Origin of the sequence: Bacillus sp. 166amftsu, assembly GCF_900107445.1 — a bacterium.
GTDB classification, from domain to species: domain Bacteria; phylum Bacillota; class Bacilli; order Bacillales; family Bacillaceae_G; genus Bacillus_A; species Bacillus_A arachidis.
This window is the reverse complement of sequence record NZ_FNQA01000036.1, coordinates 1-15,905: the sequence shown is the minus strand read 5'-3', so window position 1 is coordinate 15,905 and position 15,905 is coordinate 1. Positions and strand designations below refer to the sequence as shown.

General features: G+C 37.1%; 14 protein-coding genes, 2 tRNA genes, 2 rRNA genes and 2 riboswitches. Of the genes, 15 read left to right on the top strand and 3 right to left on the bottom strand.

What is annotated here, in order from left to right; genetic code table 11:
- The first annotated feature begins 7 nt into the window (after window positions 1–7).
- From rrf to tsaD, 7 genes are all read left to right on the top strand, one after another.
- Window positions 8–123 (top strand): 5S ribosomal RNA (gene rrf, locus BLV40_RS26735).
- A gap of 11 nt (window positions 124–134) precedes the next feature.
- Window positions 135–211, top strand: a tRNA-Met gene (locus BLV40_RS26730).
- A gap of 3 nt (window positions 212–214) precedes the next feature.
- Window positions 215–290: transfer RNA gene (locus BLV40_RS26725), tRNA-Asp, on the top strand.
- 190 nt (window positions 291–480) lie between these two features.
- Window positions 481–954 carry a tRNA (adenosine(37)-N6)-threonylcarbamoyltransferase complex ATPase subunit type 1 TsaE gene (gene tsaE / locus BLV40_RS26720; RefSeq protein WP_026593360.1) on the top strand — a complete coding sequence of 158 codons (474 nt, stop codon included), beginning with the start codon at window positions 481–483 and terminating at the stop codon, window positions 952–954.
- Complete coding sequence (gene tsaB / locus BLV40_RS26715; protein WP_026593359.1) at window positions 935–1,627, top strand: tRNA (adenosine(37)-N6)-threonylcarbamoyltransferase complex dimerization subunit type 1 TsaB; 693 nt, start codon at window positions 935–937, stop codon at window positions 1,625–1,627. The genes tsaE and tsaB overlap by 20 nt, the downstream gene beginning before the upstream one ends.
- Before the next feature lie 11 nt (window positions 1,628–1,638).
- Entirely contained in the window at window positions 1,639–2,082 is a 444-nt protein-coding gene (gene rimI, locus BLV40_RS26710) for a ribosomal protein S18-alanine N-acetyltransferase (protein ID WP_090695618.1), read from the top strand.
- Window positions 2,082–3,098 carry a tRNA (adenosine(37)-N6)-threonylcarbamoyltransferase complex transferase subunit TsaD gene (gene tsaD / locus BLV40_RS26705; RefSeq protein WP_090695616.1) on the top strand — a complete coding sequence of 339 codons (1,017 nt, stop codon included), beginning with the start codon at window positions 2,082–2,084 and terminating at the stop codon, window positions 3,096–3,098. Before rimI ends, tsaD begins: the two co-directional genes overlap by 1 nt.
- Window positions 3,099–3,377: 279 nt before the next feature.
- Here tsaD and BLV40_RS26700 read toward each other — a convergent pair whose 3' ends face one another.
- A complete protein-coding gene (locus BLV40_RS26700) occupies window positions 3,378–5,303 on the bottom strand; it encodes an ABC-F family ATP-binding cassette domain-containing protein (RefSeq protein ID WP_211482146.1) in 1,926 nt (641 codons plus the stop codon).
- A 184-nt stretch (window positions 5,304–5,487) separates the two neighbouring features.
- Between BLV40_RS26700 and BLV40_RS26695 the strand changes: the two genes are divergently transcribed.
- Window positions 5,488–6,117 (top strand): redox-sensing transcriptional repressor Rex, encoded by a 630-nt coding sequence (locus BLV40_RS26695; protein ID WP_026593355.1) that lies wholly within the window; start codon window positions 5,488–5,490, stop codon window positions 6,115–6,117.
- Between the two features lie 25 nt (window positions 6,118–6,142).
- On the opposite strand, the gene BLV40_RS26690 is transcribed toward BLV40_RS26695, so the two are convergent.
- Window positions 6,143–6,337: a YdiK family protein gene (locus BLV40_RS26690; protein WP_090695611.1), complete on the bottom strand. Its 195-nt coding sequence runs from the start codon at window positions 6,335–6,337 to the stop codon at window positions 6,143–6,145.
- A 2-nt stretch (window positions 6,338–6,339) separates the two neighbouring features.
- Window positions 6,340–7,083, bottom strand: coding sequence for a CPBP family intramembrane glutamic endopeptidase (locus tag BLV40_RS26685; protein WP_090695609.1), 744 nt, complete (start codon window positions 7,081–7,083; stop codon window positions 6,340–6,342).
- A 413-nt stretch (window positions 7,084–7,496) separates the two neighbouring features.
- On the opposite strand from BLV40_RS26685, the gene groES reads away from it, so the two are divergent.
- The 7 genes from groES to BLV40_RS26650 all read left to right on the top strand — a co-directional run.
- Window positions 7,497–7,781: a co-chaperone GroES gene (groES, locus tag BLV40_RS26680; RefSeq protein ID WP_000917306.1), complete on the top strand. Its 285-nt coding sequence runs from the start codon at window positions 7,497–7,499 to the stop codon at window positions 7,779–7,781.
- Window positions 7,782–7,818: 37 nt separating this feature from the next.
- Window positions 7,819–9,453 carry a chaperonin GroEL gene (groL, locus tag BLV40_RS26675; protein WP_026593352.1) on the top strand — a complete coding sequence of 545 codons (1,635 nt, stop codon included), beginning with the start codon at window positions 7,819–7,821 and terminating at the stop codon, window positions 9,451–9,453.
- A gap of 169 nt (window positions 9,454–9,622) precedes the next feature.
- Window positions 9,623–9,724, top strand: a riboswitch (purine riboswitch).
- Window positions 9,725–9,824: 100 nt separating this feature from the next.
- Window positions 9,825–11,423: a glutamine-hydrolyzing GMP synthase gene (guaA, locus tag BLV40_RS26670; RefSeq protein WP_170833721.1), complete on the top strand. Its 1,599-nt coding sequence runs from the start codon at window positions 9,825–9,827 to the stop codon at window positions 11,421–11,423.
- Between the two features lie 159 nt (window positions 11,424–11,582).
- Window positions 11,583–11,685, top strand: a riboswitch (purine riboswitch).
- Between the two features lie 128 nt (window positions 11,686–11,813).
- Entirely contained in the window at window positions 11,814–13,139 is a 1,326-nt protein-coding gene (locus BLV40_RS26665; protein ID WP_026593350.1) for an NCS2 family permease, read from the top strand.
- Window positions 13,140–13,281: 142 nt separating this feature from the next.
- Entirely contained in the window at window positions 13,282–13,983 is a 702-nt protein-coding gene (locus BLV40_RS26660; protein WP_090695608.1) for a response regulator transcription factor, read from the top strand.
- Complete coding sequence (locus BLV40_RS26655) at window positions 13,967–15,472, top strand: sensor histidine kinase (protein ID WP_090695606.1); 1,506 nt, start codon at window positions 13,967–13,969, stop codon at window positions 15,470–15,472. Before BLV40_RS26660 ends, BLV40_RS26655 begins: the two co-directional genes overlap by 17 nt.
- A gap of 290 nt (window positions 15,473–15,762) precedes the next feature.
- Window positions 15,763–15,905 (top strand): 16S ribosomal RNA (locus BLV40_RS26650); the annotation flags it as partial.

The window sequence follows — 15,905 nt, the reverse complement described above, 5'->3', positions numbered from 1 at the left end:
ATAAAAGTCTGGTAATGATGGCAGAGAGGTCACACCCGTTCCCATACCGAACACGGAAGTTAAGCTCTCTAGCGCCGATGGTAGTTGGGACCTTGTCCCTGTGAGAGTAGGACGTTGCCAGGCTTTATAATCGTCGCGGGGTGGAGCAGTCCGGTAGCTCGTCGGGCTCATAACCCGAAGGTCGCAGGTTCAAATCCTGTCCCCGCAACCAAATGGTCCCGTGGTGTAGTGGTTAACATGCCTGCCTGTCACGCAGGAGATCGCCGGTTCGACCCCGGTCGGGACCGCCATTTATACAAAGAAAAGAACGAAACAAGTTGTTTCGTATTTTTTTATTTATTTTTAAGAAAACTTATAAAGACAGTCAATCTTTCCTTAGGACAACTCCTAAGGTCTTTTTTATATGTTCAAAATGAAACAAAGTGAAAAAATCTGTATAATAAAAGACAGGGAATATTGAGAGTAAGGTAGGTGAAACCTTTGAATAGATATGAAATAAAGACAACTTCTTCTGAAGAGACTCAACATTTATCAGAAAGGTTAGGACACCTTGTTAAGGAACAAGATGTGCTTATCTTAGAAGGAGATTTAGGTGCTGGAAAGACAACGTTTACAAAAGGTCTTGCAAAAGGCCTTGGTGTGAAACGAGTTGTAAATAGCCCAACATTCAACATTATTAAAGAGTATAAAGGCAGATTACCGCTATATCATATGGACGTGTATCGTTTAGCGGAAAGTGAAGAGGATTTAGGATTTGATGAGTATTTTTATGGTGAAGGCATAACAGTAGTAGAATGGGCTCATTTAATTGAATCTTTTCTGCCAAATGAGAAATTAAAAATAAGCTTGTTCCATACAGGTGATGATACAAGGGAAATTGTGTTAGAGCCAAGTGGTGAACGTTATATTAGATTATGTGAGGAGCTATTACAAGATGAAAGTACTAGCAATTGATACTTCAAATTATGTAATGGGGGTTTCTCTTATTGATGGAAATATTGTTGTCGGAGAAATCATTACGAATTTAACAAAAAATCATTCTGTACGCCTAATGCCAGCTGTAGAACAACTTCTGAAGGAATGTAGTGTAAAACCGAAAGAGTTAGGTAAAATTGTTGTAGCGGCTGGTCCTGGATCTTATACAGGAGTTCGAATTGGTGTGACTGTTGCAAAGACATTAGCTTGGTCATTGCAAATACCGATTGTCGGCGTGTCTAGTTTAGAAGTAGTGGCTGCAAATGGGTCAAATTTCGAAGGTGTTATTTGTCCATTGTTTGATGGGCGCCGCGGACAAATTTATACAGGCTTGTATACATATAAAGAAGAGCAGTTATGTTCTATAGAAGAGGATCGAATTGTTCTTATTGTGGATTGGTTACAGATGCTAAAAGATAAAGGGCAACCTGTTTTATTTATCGGTAATGATGTAGAGCAACATAAAGAAACGATTGTAGAATATTTAGGAGACCAAGCTGTATTTGCTTCTTGTACAAAGAATAACCCAAGACCAAGTGAATTAGCATTTTTAGGATTACAAAAAGAGGAGCAAAGTGTGCATACATTTATCCCGAGCTACCTCCGTTTAGCAGAGGCAGAAACAAAATGGCTAGAAAGTCAAAAAAAATAGGGGTTATTAAAATGGATATTACATTTAGAAAGATGACGACTGATGATATTGCTCAAATTGTAGTAATTGAAGAAGCGTCATTTGCAACTCCATGGACTGCCGATGCATTTTATCGTGAACTGACGATGAATGAATATGCACATTATGTCGTGCTAGAAAAAGATGATATGGTAATTGGATACTGTGGATTGTGGATTATTATTGATGAATCACATATTACGAACATAGCCATTTTGCCAGAATATCGTGGCCAAAAACTTGGAGATGCTTTGCTAAAGGAAGTAATGGATCAGGCAAGAGAAATGGGAGTAAAAACGATGACACTCGAAGTAAGGGTTTCAAATGAAGTAGCGAAACAGTTATACCGAAAGTATGGATTTCAAAATGGTGGGATTCGTAAACGATACTATACAGACAATTATGAAGATGGTCTTGTAATGTGGGTGAATATATAATGGAAAAAAATACGATTATACTTGGTATTGAAACGAGCTGTGATGAAACAGCTGTAGCAGTTGTTAAAAATGGAACAGAAATAATGGCAAATGTTGTCGCTTCACAAATCGAAAGCCATAAGCGTTTTGGAGGAGTTGTACCGGAAATCGCATCTCGTCATCATGTAGAACAAATTACAGTTGTATTAGAAGAAGCTTTAAAAGAAGCGAACGTTACATTTGATAATATTGATGCAATTGCTGTGACAGAAGGGCCGGGTTTAGTAGGGGCACTTTTAATTGGCGTAAATGCAGCAAAGGCAATTGCCTTTGCTCATGATATTCCTCTTGTGGGTGTTCATCATATTGCTGGGCATATTTATGCGAATCGCTTAGTAAAAGAACTACAATTCCCTTTGTTATCACTTGTTGTTTCTGGGGGACATACAGAGCTTGTTTATATGAAAGAACATGGTTCGTTTGAAGTAATTGGCGAAACAAGAGATGATGCGGCAGGAGAAGCATATGATAAGGTTGCACGTACATTATCTATGCCGTATCCAGGTGGTCCTCATATTGATCGTCTTGCGCATGAAGGACGGCCAACGATTGATTTACCACGTGCATGGCTAGAGCCGGATTCGTATGATTTTAGCTTTAGTGGATTGAAATCAGCAGTTATCAACACTGTGCATAACGCAAAACAGCGTGGAGAAGAAATCGCGCCAGAGGATTTAGCGGCTAGCTTCCAAGCGAGTGTAATAGATGTACTAGTAACGAAAGCGGTACGGGCAGCAGAGGCATATGGTGTAAAACAAGTGCTTCTTGCTGGAGGGGTTGCAGCAAATAAAGGACTTCGTGCTTCTCTAGAGGAAGAGTTTGCTAAGAAAGAGGATATTGAGCTAATTATTCCACCACTATCCTTGTGCACAGATAATGCAGCGATGATTGCAGCAGCAGGTACAATTGCATATAAGCAAGGAAAACGTACATCATTGGCTTTAAATGCAAATCCAGGATTAGATATTGAAGCATAGTTATACACATAATTAACCACAAATTGTGGATAAAGCCCATATTATCTGTTGATAATGTGGGCTTTGTTGTGAATATAAAATGTGCATAACTTTTTTGTGGTTTGTGTATAATGTGGAAAAGTTATTTTTATATTTATATAATAATGGTGGATATGTGTATAAAGTTGTGGATAATACTATTAAGGTCAGACCTTCGACGATAACTCTTTGTATTGAAAATAAACAAGGTAGTTGAATAATTTTCAACTACCTTGTTTTCATCATATGAATATATAGGGCTTACACGTGTAATTCTTCCCATTCCGCCATAAATTTTTCTAATTGTTCTTGTTTTGTCTGCTTTGTTGTTGTAATTTCACTAGCTCGTTCGTAGTCAGCATATACTTCGGGTAGACAAAGTTCTTCTTCTAATGTTGCAATTTCCTCTTCTAACTTTGCGATGTTTTGTTCAATGTCTTCAATTTTCCGTATACGTTGGCGCTCCAACTTCTTACGTTCTTTTTCTTCAAGATAATTTAATTTTTCTTGAGCGATATTCTTTTGGATTGGTGTATTCTCTTCTTGTTGTTCGAATTCCGCACGCTCAATCATTTCATTTTTCTTTTCAATATAGTAGTCATAGTCACCTAAATATTCTTGTGCACCATCTGTTGATAACTCAACAACTGTAGTTGTGACACGGTTAATAAAATAACGATCATGAGAAACGAATAAAAGAGTTCCTGGATAATCAATCAAGGCATTTTCTAAAATCTCTTTACTATTTAAATCAAGATGATTTGTTGGTTCATCGAGAATCAGTAGATTAGATTTTTGCATCATCAATTTTGCTAGAGCTAATCGAGCTTTTTGGCCACCACTTAAGGAAGATACAGGTTTTAATACATCGTCCCCTGTGAATAAAAAGTTACCGAGTATAGTGCGAATTTCTTTTTCTGGTTCTAACGGGTAATCGTCCCATAGTTCGTTTAAAACACGCTTAGATGATGTTAAGTTTGCCTGTTCTTGATCATAATATCCAATAGATACATTTGAACCGAAAGAAATTTCACCGCTTAACGCCTTCAATTTATTCACAATCGATTTTAATAATGTAGATTTTCCGATACCGTTTGGACCGACTAGTGCGACACTATCCCCTCGGGTCAAACGCATATTTACATGCCCAATAATCGGTTCTTCGTCATATCCAATTGAAACATCCTTTACTTGTAATACGTCGTTTCCGCTTTGCTTTTCGATATCAAAGTGGAAGGATGCAGACTTAGAGTCACTTAATGGTCTGGTTAGTAATTCCATTCGATCTAATTGTTTCTGACGACTTTGTGCACGTTTTGTTGTAGATGCACGAGCAATGTTTTTTTGGACAAAGTCTTCTAGCTTAGCAATTTCCTCTTGTTGTTTTTCGTAACGCTTCATTTCCTGTTCATATAGTGCGGCTTTTAAGTCTAAATATTTACTGTAGTTACCAACATATCGTCTGCTTTCCTTATTAGAAATTTCATATACTTGTGTGACAAGCTTGTCTAAAAAGTAGCGATCATGAGAAACGATTAAAATAGCTCCAGGGTAGCCTTGTAAATATTGTTCAAGCCATGTTAATGTATCGATATCTAAATGGTTTGTCGGTTCGTCCAAGATGAGTAAATCTGGTTTGGTTAATAGTAGTTTCCCAAGAGCAAGTCTTGTTTTTTGGCCACCACTTAACGTAGAAATCGTTGTTTGATGTGTTTCAACTGGAAAACCGAGTCCACTCAAAATGGAGCGAATATCAGCTTCATATTGATAACCGCCCTGATCTTTGTAGTCTAACTGCAATTGATCATAATCAGCGAGTAATCTTTCGTACGAAGTAGCATTTGAAAAGTTCTCTTCTTTACCCATCTCCTGTTCTAACCTTCGAAGTTTTGTCTCCATTTGCTGTAGATGTGTAAAGACAGTGAGCATTTCATCCCAAATTGTTAAGGAAGTTTCAAGACCGGTATTTTGAGCCAAATAACCAATTGAAACATCTTTTGGTTTTATCATTTCACCGCCATCATGAGATAACTCTCCAGCGATTATTTTTAACAATGTAGATTTTCCAGCACCATTTCGACCAACGAGTGCAATGCGATCTCTTGTTTGAACCTCCAATTTAATGTTTGCAAGAATTGTTTCAGCACCGTATAATTTTGAAAGCCCATTCACTTGTGATAAAATCAATGTTTTCACCTCAAATAATTTCTTAACTTTGCCATGTTTATATTTTTCAATCATACTAAAAATAGTGTATAGTTTAAAATAAAGAGAGAAGTCTTCTCTCTATTATACAAGGAAAGTCATAAGTGCTAAACTTCTGTATTTGTTTCAATCATATGAACAAAGATAGGAAGAGAGGAGAGGTTACATGGATCAGCAAAAGATTCCACAGGCCACTGCCAAACGATTGCCTCTATACTATCGATTTATCCAAAACTTATCTCTTTCTGGTAAGCAACGTGTTTCATCAGCGGAATTGAGTGAAGCTGTCAAAGTAGACTCAGCAACGATTCGAAGAGACTTTTCATATTTTGGAGCGTTAGGAAAAAAGGGATACGGATATAATGTGAATTATTTACTATCATTTTTCCGTGAAACGCTCGATCAAGATGATATAACACGTGTAGCACTTATTGGAGTAGGTAATTTAGGGACCGCTTTCTTACATTACAATTTCACGAAAAATAATAATACAAAGATTGAAATGGCTTTTGATGTCAATGAAGAGAAAGTTGGAAAAGAAATCGGAGGAATTCCTGTATATCATTTAGATGAATTAGAAGAGCATCTAACAAGTGATATACAAGTGGCAATATTAACAGTACCTGCTACCGTTGCACAAGCTGTAGCAGATCGATTGGCCGAAACAAATATACACGGAATTTTAAATTTTACACCAGCACGATTAAATGTTTCAGAAAATATAAGAATTCATCATATTGATTTAGCTGTAGAATTACAAACACTAGTTTATTTTTTGAAAAATTATCCACAATAAAACGCAGAGGGAATCCCTCTGCGTTTTATTGTGGCTTTTTCTTTGTAAATTTGACTAAGATAAGTCGAAGCGCTAAATTAAAGTCGATTGTTGCCATAGCAGCAAACAGCAGTGTCCCAAAGTTCCAGATTTTATCTGTAACGTTCGTAATTGCGAAACGTGTAAAGACGCACCCAAGAAGGAAATACAGTGCTGCCATGAACAATGGTGAATTTCTCATATTTAAAATCCTCCGATAAATCCTTGCATTTTTTCTGCTTCTTTAATCATTTCCTGTATTTGTTCGTTACTTATCATAACTTGAGCTAATGCAACCATCGTATTCATTGCAACATGTGCCATAATAGGAACGATAATGCGTTTTGTTTTTACATATAAAAAGGCGAATACAAGCCCCATAGCAGTGTATACCAATAGATGTGTAAAATCAAAGTGAATTGCTGCGAATACAAGTGAGCTAATAATAGCAGCGATAAAGAAGTTGAATCTCTTATACAATGTACCAAATAAAATTTTTCTAAAGACAATTTCCTCTAAAATGGGCCCCATTATCGATATAACAATAAGGAACCAAGGAGTAGTTCTTGCAATTTCCATTAAGCGAGCTGTGTTTTCAGAACCAGGTTTAATGCCTAATAAACGCATTTCGATTGTGCCTGCAATTGTTTGAGAAAAGAAAGCTAAAAAGAAACCAATAAAAATCCAACCAATTGTGGCAGGAACACTGGAACGTGTTGTGTCGAAACGGCTTTCGCGAATATCCGTTCGCAATAGCCAAAGGACAACACATAGCGCAATGAAAAAGCTAATAATTGCCCAATGACCAGTCATGATTTGTATTTTTTCATCTCGTGTTAAACCGCTATTATTATAAAATCCGGTTTTTGCAAGAAGCGGTAATCCGATGATACTTGATAATTGCATCAGAATATATGTAACTATAATCCACCAATATTGTTTTTTCAAATTGGTTAACCATCCTTTCTAACTCTAGTTTATGAGATAAGGCAGGATAACATGTAAGTATCCAGCCATGGATACATAATAACGGTCTCTATTATTATTTTTTTGTAAATCTTTCATCGAAAGTGAAATAGGAGACAGGAAAAAGCTGTACCTATAGAGAAAATAACTTATGGCATCTTTCATATTGTAACATACGGTAAGTGGAAAAGCTGATTCATATACAAAAGGCTTTTTGAGAATTATTTCTGTTATTGTTGCATAGAAAAAGTTTATATCACAATTTGCGAAAAAATTATGATTTTTTTACTTGCAAAAGAAAATTAGATTATTTATTATTATAAGTGTGTTAGCACTCGGGGAACTTGAGTGCTAATAAAGAAAATTTACATAGACAAATGAGGAGGTAATTGTTCATGCTAAAGCCATTAGGTGATCGCGTTGTAATTGAGCTTGTTCAAGCAGAAGAAAAAACAGCAAGTGGTATTGTATTACCAGACACTGCAAAAGAAAAACCACAAGAGGGTAAAGTTATTGCAGTAGGTACTGGTCGAGTGCTTGAAAATGGTGAGCGTGTTGCTTTAGAGGTAGCAGCAGGTGATCTTATCATCTTCTCAAAATATGCAGGTACTGAAGTGAAATATGAAGGTACAGACTACTTGATTTTACGTGAAAGTGACATTTTAGCAGTTATCGGTTAATTATATACATTTTAAAAATCCAAGGGGGTCAAATATTATGGCAAAAGATATTAAATTTAGTGAAGAAGCACGTCGTTCGATGCTTCGCGGTGTCGACACTCTTGCAAACGCAGTAAAAGTAACGCTTGGACCAAAAGGTCGTAACGTAGTACTTGAGAAAAAGTTTGGTTCACCACTTATTACAAATGATGGTGTAACAATCGCAAAAGAAATCGAATTAGAAGATGCATTCGAAAACATGGGTGCAAAATTAGTAGCAGAAGTTGCTAGCAAAACAAACGATGTAGCTGGTGACGGAACAACAACTGCAACTGTATTAGCACAAGCTATGATTCGTGAAGGTTTAAAAAACGTAACAGCTGGTGCAAACCCAATGGGTCTTCGTAAAGGTATCGAAAAAGCTGTTGTTGCAGCAGTAGAAGAATTAAAAATGATTTCTAAACCAATCGAAGGTAAATCTTCTATCGCGCAAGTAGCTGCTATTTCTGCTGCTGACGAAGAAGTAGGTAAATTAATTGCTGAAGCAATGGAACGCGTTGGTAACGACGGCGTTATTACATTAGAAGAATCTAAAGGATTCACAACAGAATTAGATGTAGTAGAAGGTATGCAATTTGATCGTGGATATGCATCTCCTTACATGATTACTGATTCTGACAAAATGGAAGCAGTACTTGATAACCCATACATCTTAATCACTGACAAAAAGATTTCTAACATTCAAGAAATCTTACCAGTATTAGAGCAAGTGGTACAACAAGGTAAACCACTTCTTATCATTGCTGAAGATGTAGAAGGCGAAGCATTAGCTACATTAGTAGTGAACAAACTACGTGGTACATTCAATGTAGTAGCTGTTAAAGCTCCTGGATTTGGTGACCGTCGTAAAGCAATGCTAGAAGATATTGCGATTTTAACTGGTGGTGAAGTAATCACTGAAGAGTTAGGACGCGACTTAAAATCTGCTACAGTTGCATCTTTAGGACGCGCTGGCAAAGTGGTTGTAACGAAAGAAAATACAACTGTAGTTGAAGGTATAGGTAACACTGAACAAATCGAAGCTCGCATCGGTCAAATCCGTGCACAATTAGAAGAAACTACTTCTGAATTCGATCGTGAAAAATTACAAGAGCGCCTTGCTAAGCTTGCAGGTGGCGTAGCAGTAATTAAAGTAGGTGCAGCAACTGAAACTGAGTTAAAAGAGCGTAAACTTCGTATTGAAGATGCACTTAACTCAACTCGTGCAGCAGTAGAAGAAGGTATTGTTGCAGGTGGTGGTACTTCACTTATGAACGTATACACGAAAGTAGCTGCTATTTCAGCTGAAGGTGACGAAGCAACAGGTATCAACATTGTACTCCGTGCATTAGAAGAGCCAGTTCGTCAAATCGCAATCAACGCTGGTCTAGAAGGATCTGTTGTTGTAGAACGTTTAAAAGGCGAAAAAGTAGGCGTTGGTTTCAACGCAGCAACTGGCGAATGGGTAAACATGCTTGAGTCTGGTATCGTAGACCCAGCAAAAGTAACTCGTTCTGCACTTCAAAACGCAGCATCTGTTGCAGCAATGTTCTTAACAACTGAAGCAGTAGTTGCTGACAAGCCAGAACCAAATGCACCAGCAATGCCTGACATGGGCGGCATGGGCATGGGCGGCATGGGCGGCATGATGTAATTTCATCCGCTGGCAGAAAATCCATCTCTATTTAGAGGTGGATTTTTTGTTGTACACAGAAGAAAAATGATAGTAATAAAAACTTTATCGCAATGAGAAAATAATTTCTGTAGAATTTTGTCGCTTTCTCTCTTGACCGTATTGATACTTCATTGTTAGAATCTAGGAAGATAATATAAAACGAATCCTTCATATATCCTCAATGATATGGTTTGAGAGTCTCTACCGGGTTACCGTAAACAACCTGACTATGAAGGCAGTGTGTCTTATATTTATAAAGAGCGGAAGACTATCTTTATAAAGCCAGACCTCTGCCTTTTCTTTGTTATGAGACTGAGGGCGGAGGACTGGCTTTTTTTATTATATTGGTAATGCTTTTTGCCAAATTGGTGAAAATATTTATATACAGAACTAACGTTGGGGTGATTATTTTGAAAAAACAGCACGATACGATTATCGTTTTAGATTTTGGGAGTCAGTACAATCAGTTAATTGCACGTCGAATTCGTGAGTTCGGTGTATACAGTGAACTTCATCCACATACAATTACTGCAGAAGAAATTAAAGCAATGAATCCAAAAGGGATTATTTTCTCTGGTGGACCGAACAGTGTATATGGTGAAAATGCATTCCACTGTGATGAAAAAATCTTTGAACTAGGCTTACCGATCTTTGGTATTTGCTACGGTATGCAGCTTATGACAAAACACTTTGGTGGAAAAGTAGAGCGTGCAAACCATCGTGAGTACGGAAAAGCAGTTCTTAAAGTAGAGAATGAATCAAAATTATATACGAATCTTCCGGAAGAGCAAGTTGTATGGATGAGTCATGGTGACTTAGTAACTGGCTTACCAGAAGGATTCGTAGTAGACGCAACAAGTGAGTCTTGTCCAATTGCTGGTATGAGCAATGAAGCGCAAAACTTATACGGTGTACAATTCCATCCAGAAGTACGTCACTCTGAGCACGGTAATGATTTAATTAAAAACTTCGTATTCGGCGCGTGTGGTTGCTCTGAAGGTTGGAACATGGAGAACTTTATCGAAGTGGAATTAGAGAAAATCCGTGAAACTGTTGGCGATAAAAAAGTACTATGCGCACTTAGTGGCGGTGTAGATTCTTCTGTTGTAGCAGTATTAATTCATAAAGCGATCGGTGATCAATTAACATGTATTTTCGTTGACCACGGTTTACTTCGTAAAGGTGAAGCGGAAGGCGTTATGAAAACATTTAGCGAAGGCTTCCATATGAACGTTATTAAAGTGGATGCGAAAGAACGCTTTATGAGCAAGCTAAAAGGTGTAGAAGATCCAGAACAAAAACGTAAAATCATTGGTAACGAGTTTATTTATGTATTTGATGATGAAGCATCAAAGCTACAAGGAATGGACTTCTTAGCACAAGGTACACTGTACACTGACATCGTTGAAAGTGGTACAGCAACTGCACAAACAATTAAGTCTCACCACAACGTTGGCGGACTTCCAGAAGATATGCAATTTAAATTAATTGAACCATTAAATACATTATTTAAAGATGAAGTACGTGTATTAGGATCAGAACTAGGAATTCCTGATGAAATCGTATGGCGTCAACCGTTCCCAGGTCCAGGACTTGGTATCCGTGTATTAGGTGAAATTACAGAAGAAAAATTAGAAATCGTTCGTGAATCTGATGCGATTTTACGTGAAGAAATCCAAAAAGCAGGCTTAGACCGTGAAATTTGGCAATACTTCACTGCACTTCCAGGTATGCGTAGTGTAGGTGTTATGGGTGACGAGCGTACTTACGATTACACGGTAGGTATCCGTGCAGTAACATCTATCGATGGTATGACAGCGGACTGGGCACGTATCCCTTGGGATGTATTAGAGAAAATTTCTGTACGTATCGTAAACGAAGTAAAACACGTTAACCGTATCGTGTATGATGTAACGAGTAAGCCACCAGCAACAATCGAGTGGGAATAGTATAAAATCCGTTTTTCTGAAAAGGATCCATCTATAACTTATGTAGATGGGTCTTTTTTTGTGATTTAACACGAACAAAAATTTAAGTTTGTTAAAAAATGTTCGTTTTTAAATTGACATATGCCTGTATGTGAGTTAATATGATTATGTAATTAATACAAAAAATGAATATTACAGCCGTCGTATAATATCGGGGATATGGCCCGAAAGTTTCTACCTAGCTACCGTAAATGGCTTGACTACGAGGCGTTTTAATAAAGGTAAGGGGAATCCTGCCTTTGTTTACAGAACGCTTCCATGTATACGCAATGGAAGCCTTTTTTATTTTCATAGATAAAAGAGGGCTAGGGAGGATTACGACGAGTAATCATATAACGGGGGAAACGTAGAATGAAACGTTATTTTCAGTTCGATGAGCTCGGTACGAATTACAAAACAGAGTTCATTGCAGGGTTAACGACATTTTTATCTATGGCTTATGTACTTTTTGTCAATCCTGCTACACTATCACTGGGAAACATTAAAGGATTACCAGCAGGAACAGGAATGGATCCAGGAGCGGTCTTTGTTGCTACTGCGTTAGCAGCGGCGATTGGGTCACTGATTATGGGGATTTTTGCAAAGTATCCAATTGCTTTAGCACCAGGAATGGGAATCAATGCATTCTTTGCTTACACAGCGGTGTTAACGATGGGGATTCCATGGCAAACAGCGATTGCCGGAACGTTAATGTCAGGTATTATCTTTATTATTCTTACTGCTTCGGGTCTTCGTGAAAAAATTATTAATGCGATTCCGTCGGAGTTGAAATTCGCGGTAGCAGCAGGTATTGGCTTGTTTATTGCTTTTCTTGGTTTTCAAAATGCTGGAATTATAGTGAAGAATGATGCTGTTCTTGTTGGATTGGGGGATTTAACAAAAGGCACAACATTGCTTTCTATTTTCGGCGTAGTGATTACAATTATCTTCATGATTAAAAAAATCAATGGTGCAGTTTTCTATGGGATGATTCTTACAGCAATATTAGGTGTAGCTACAGGATTGATTGATACACCAAAAGCTGTTATTGGTGCGATTCCAAGTTTAGAACCAACATTTGGTGTAGCGCTAAATCACTTCGGCGATATCTTCACTGTTCAAATGGCAATTGTTATTATAACGTTCTTCTTCATTGATTTCTTTGATACAGCGGGTACACTTGTAGCAGTTGCGAATCAAGCGGGATTAATGAAGGATAACAAATTACCACGTGCGGGAAAAGCGTTATTTGCAGATGCGATTGCGACTGTTATTGGTGCAATTCTTGGTACATCTACGACAACGTCTTACATTGAATCGTCTGCAGGGGTAGCAGCAGGAGGGCGTTCAGGATTTACAGCAGTTGTAACAGCGGGATTTTTCTTGCTAGCACTATTCTTTTCACCATTACTAAGTGTCGTAACAGCGGCTGTAACGGCACCGGCTTTAATTATTGTAGGGATTTTGATGGTTTCATCTTTAGGGGAAATTGATTGGAAGAAATTTGAGATTGCAGTACCGGCATTCTTTACGATTATTTCCATGCCACTTACGTATAGTATTGCAACGGGAATTGCAATTGGATTCATTTTCTATCCAATTACAATGGTTGTAAGTGGGCGCCGTAAAGAAGTTCATCCAATTATGCATGTAATGGGAGTATTGTTTGTACTATATTTCATCTACGTTCGTAAATAAAGGGGTTTTAAAAGGTCTAGACTAAGGGGAGTCTAGACCTTTTTTGCATCTTCAGAAAATCTTAAGGATTTCGTTCCGTTTTTCTTCAGAAGTTTTCTTATAATAAGGAATAGAGAGTTTAAAAGTTTTGGGGGGCGATATTGTGGGGCAAGAAACAATACTTGTTGTAGATGATGAAAAAGAAATTAGGGATTTAATTACAATTTACTTAAAAAATGAAGGATATAAAGTATTGCAAGCTGGGGATGGAGCAGAAGGATTAGATATATTAGAGAAGAATGAAGTGCATTTAGTTGTGTTAGATATTATGATGCCAAAAATTGATGGGATTCATATGTGTATGAAAGTAAGAGAAGCGAAAGAGATGCCGATTATTATGTTGTCTGCGAAAACGCAAGATATGGATAAAATTTTAGGGTTAACAACAGGGGCGGATGATTATGTAACAAAACCTTTTAATCCGCTAGAATTGATAGCGAGAATTAAATCGCAGCTTCGCCGATATATGAAAATGAATGGATTTATTGTTCAAAATGAAAGCGAGATTGAACTTGGAGATATGAAGATAAATGTAGCAACACATGAAGTGAAAGTTATGGATGAAGAGGTGAAATTAACACCACGAGAGTTTTCTATCTTAGAGTTACTAGCGCGTAATTCAGGTATAGTCTTTAGTGCAGAGCAAATTTATGAAAATGTTTGGAATGAAAGATCCTTTCAATCTGATAATACGGTAATGGTACATATTCGAAAAATCCGTGAGAAGATCGAAGAGAATCCAAGAAAACCGCGTTATATTAAAACGGTGTGGGGAGTGGGGTATAAGATTGAAAAAGATATTTAAGCCGTTTACCTATGTATATCAGAAAATAAGAGGATTGATTGAAAGGATAGTAAAGAGCGTTCGGCGGAGCATACGAATCCAGCTTATTACTACTTTTACTGCTTGTGCGTTATTAGGAGTTTTGTCATCAAAAGCAGCAACCCCATTTTTTGAGAATGCGAATCGAGAAGCAACAATTGATTATAGGGTTGGGATGGAGCAAATTAATCGCGAAGCTCAAAATACAGCAGAAATGATGATGACTGACAATAAGATGGATGCTGTGCAAGATATGATAGAGGCTGAAAATCAACAAATAGAAGCGGGAAGAAAAGCTTTAAAAGTACTAATTACGGATGAGAACGGGAAGGTATTATATAAAACGAAGCAGGCGCAAGAGGAACAAATTAATTTGCATAATACAATTCGTAATGCTGCATCATTTGCTATTAACAACTCAAATTATAACTTTGAAAGTGCGAGAAAAGAATTTATAGCTTTTTCACCAATCACAATTGAAGATAAGAATTTATATATGTTTGTAAGTGGGATTCCTGAAGGAGAGGTGGTATATGAAACACAAGAAGGGCCGTTTCCATTTTTTATTGGTGTACTTGTATTTATTTTCTCTTTCTTCTACATAACAAAGAGAAAGATGAAGCAAATTGAAGCGATGGCACAAGGAGTAAAAGAAATAGAAAAGGGGAATTTGGCTTACCGTATTGAGAAAAAGGGAGAAGATGAGATTGCTGCATTGACAGAGAATATTAATAATATGGCAGAGGAACTCATGATTAATATTGAAAAAGAGCGTAAATTAGAAAAACAAAAAAACGAACTCATTACAAATGTATCGCATGATTTACGGACACCACTTACTTCTATTATGGGGTATTTACGATTGCTTCGTGATTCTAAATATGAAAGTAAAGAACAACATGACGAATATATGAGAATCGCTTTTGCGAAATCAGAGCAGTTGAAGAATTTAATAGAAGATTTATTCGAGTATACAAAACTAACGAATGAAAATATTGTATTAGAAAAACAGGAAGTGTGTATGAATGAACTCCTTGATCAATTAATAGAAGAATTGGTCCCGCAGGCAGAAGAACATGGTCTTGTATTTATTAAAAAGTTTCCTGAAGAACGTGCATATGCTGCAGTTGATTCAGAGAAGATCGTTCGTGTGTTTGAAAATTTATTAATGAATGCTATTAAATATAGTAAGGATAATGGGGAGATTAAAGTTTCTCTTGAAAGACAACGCCGTACTATTCAAATCTCTGTTGCAAATTATAGCGAAGAGTTTACGAGAGAAGAATTAGGGAACTTATTTGAACGCTTTTATAAGAAAGATCAATCTAGAAGTAGAGTAACAGAAGGATCAGGTCTTGGACTTGCGATTGCAAAAAGTATTGTAGAACTTCAGGACGGAGAAATTCGAGCTGAATACGGAGATGGAGTGATTCAGTTTATTGTTTCATTACCAATTATAGAAGGAAAGTAAAAAAGATGGTTTTATGGAAAGAAGGCTTACTTAATAGAAAGTAAGTCTTTTTTTATATTTTTTTAGAAAAACATATTGACGGTTATATAAATGAAGTGTAATATTATACGAGTCGCCGATAGCAACAACGCAAAACGCGACAAACGAAATAAAAAACTTAGTTGACATTGAAATGAAGAAATGTTAACATAAGGGAGTCGCAAATGAGCGACAAACGAGTTCTTTGAAAACTGAACGAAACAAACAACGTGAAACGTCAATTTTTATTTTAGATGCTAGACAAACTAACTTTATTGGAGAGTTTGATCCTGGCTCAGGATGAACGCTGGCGGCGTGCCTAATACATGCAAGTCGAGCGAACGGATTAAGAGCTTGCTCTTATGAAGTTAGCGGCGGACGGGTGAGTAACACGTGGGTAACCTGCCCATAAGAC

Bases quoted from the DNA above. Each gene is read 5' to 3' on its own strand.
- BLV40_RS26690 (WP_090695611.1), bottom strand. From the start codon at position 6,337: ATGAGAAATTCACCATTGTTCATGGCAGCACTGTATTTCCTTCTTGGG.
- rimI (WP_090695618.1), top strand. From the start codon at position 1,639: ATGGATATTACATTTAGAAAGATGACGACTGATGATATTGCTCAAATT.
- BLV40_RS26665 (WP_026593350.1), top strand. From the start codon at position 11,814: ATGAAACGTTATTTTCAGTTCGATGAGCTCGGTACGAATTACAAAACA.
- tsaB (WP_026593359.1), top strand. From the start codon at position 935: ATGAAAGTACTAGCAATTGATACTTCAAATTATGTAATGGGGGTTTCT.
- groES (WP_000917306.1), top strand. From the start codon at position 7,497: ATGCTAAAGCCATTAGGTGATCGCGTTGTAATTGAGCTTGTTCAAGCA.
- tsaD (WP_090695616.1), top strand. From the start codon at position 2,082: ATGGAAAAAAATACGATTATACTTGGTATTGAAACGAGCTGTGATGAA.
- BLV40_RS26695 (WP_026593355.1), top strand. From the start codon at position 5,488: ATGGATCAGCAAAAGATTCCACAGGCCACTGCCAAACGATTGCCTCTA.
- guaA (WP_170833721.1), top strand. From the start codon at position 9,825: ATGCTTTTTGCCAAATTGGTGAAAATATTTATATACAGAACTAACGTT.
- groL (WP_026593352.1), top strand. From the start codon at position 7,819: ATGGCAAAAGATATTAAATTTAGTGAAGAAGCACGTCGTTCGATGCTT.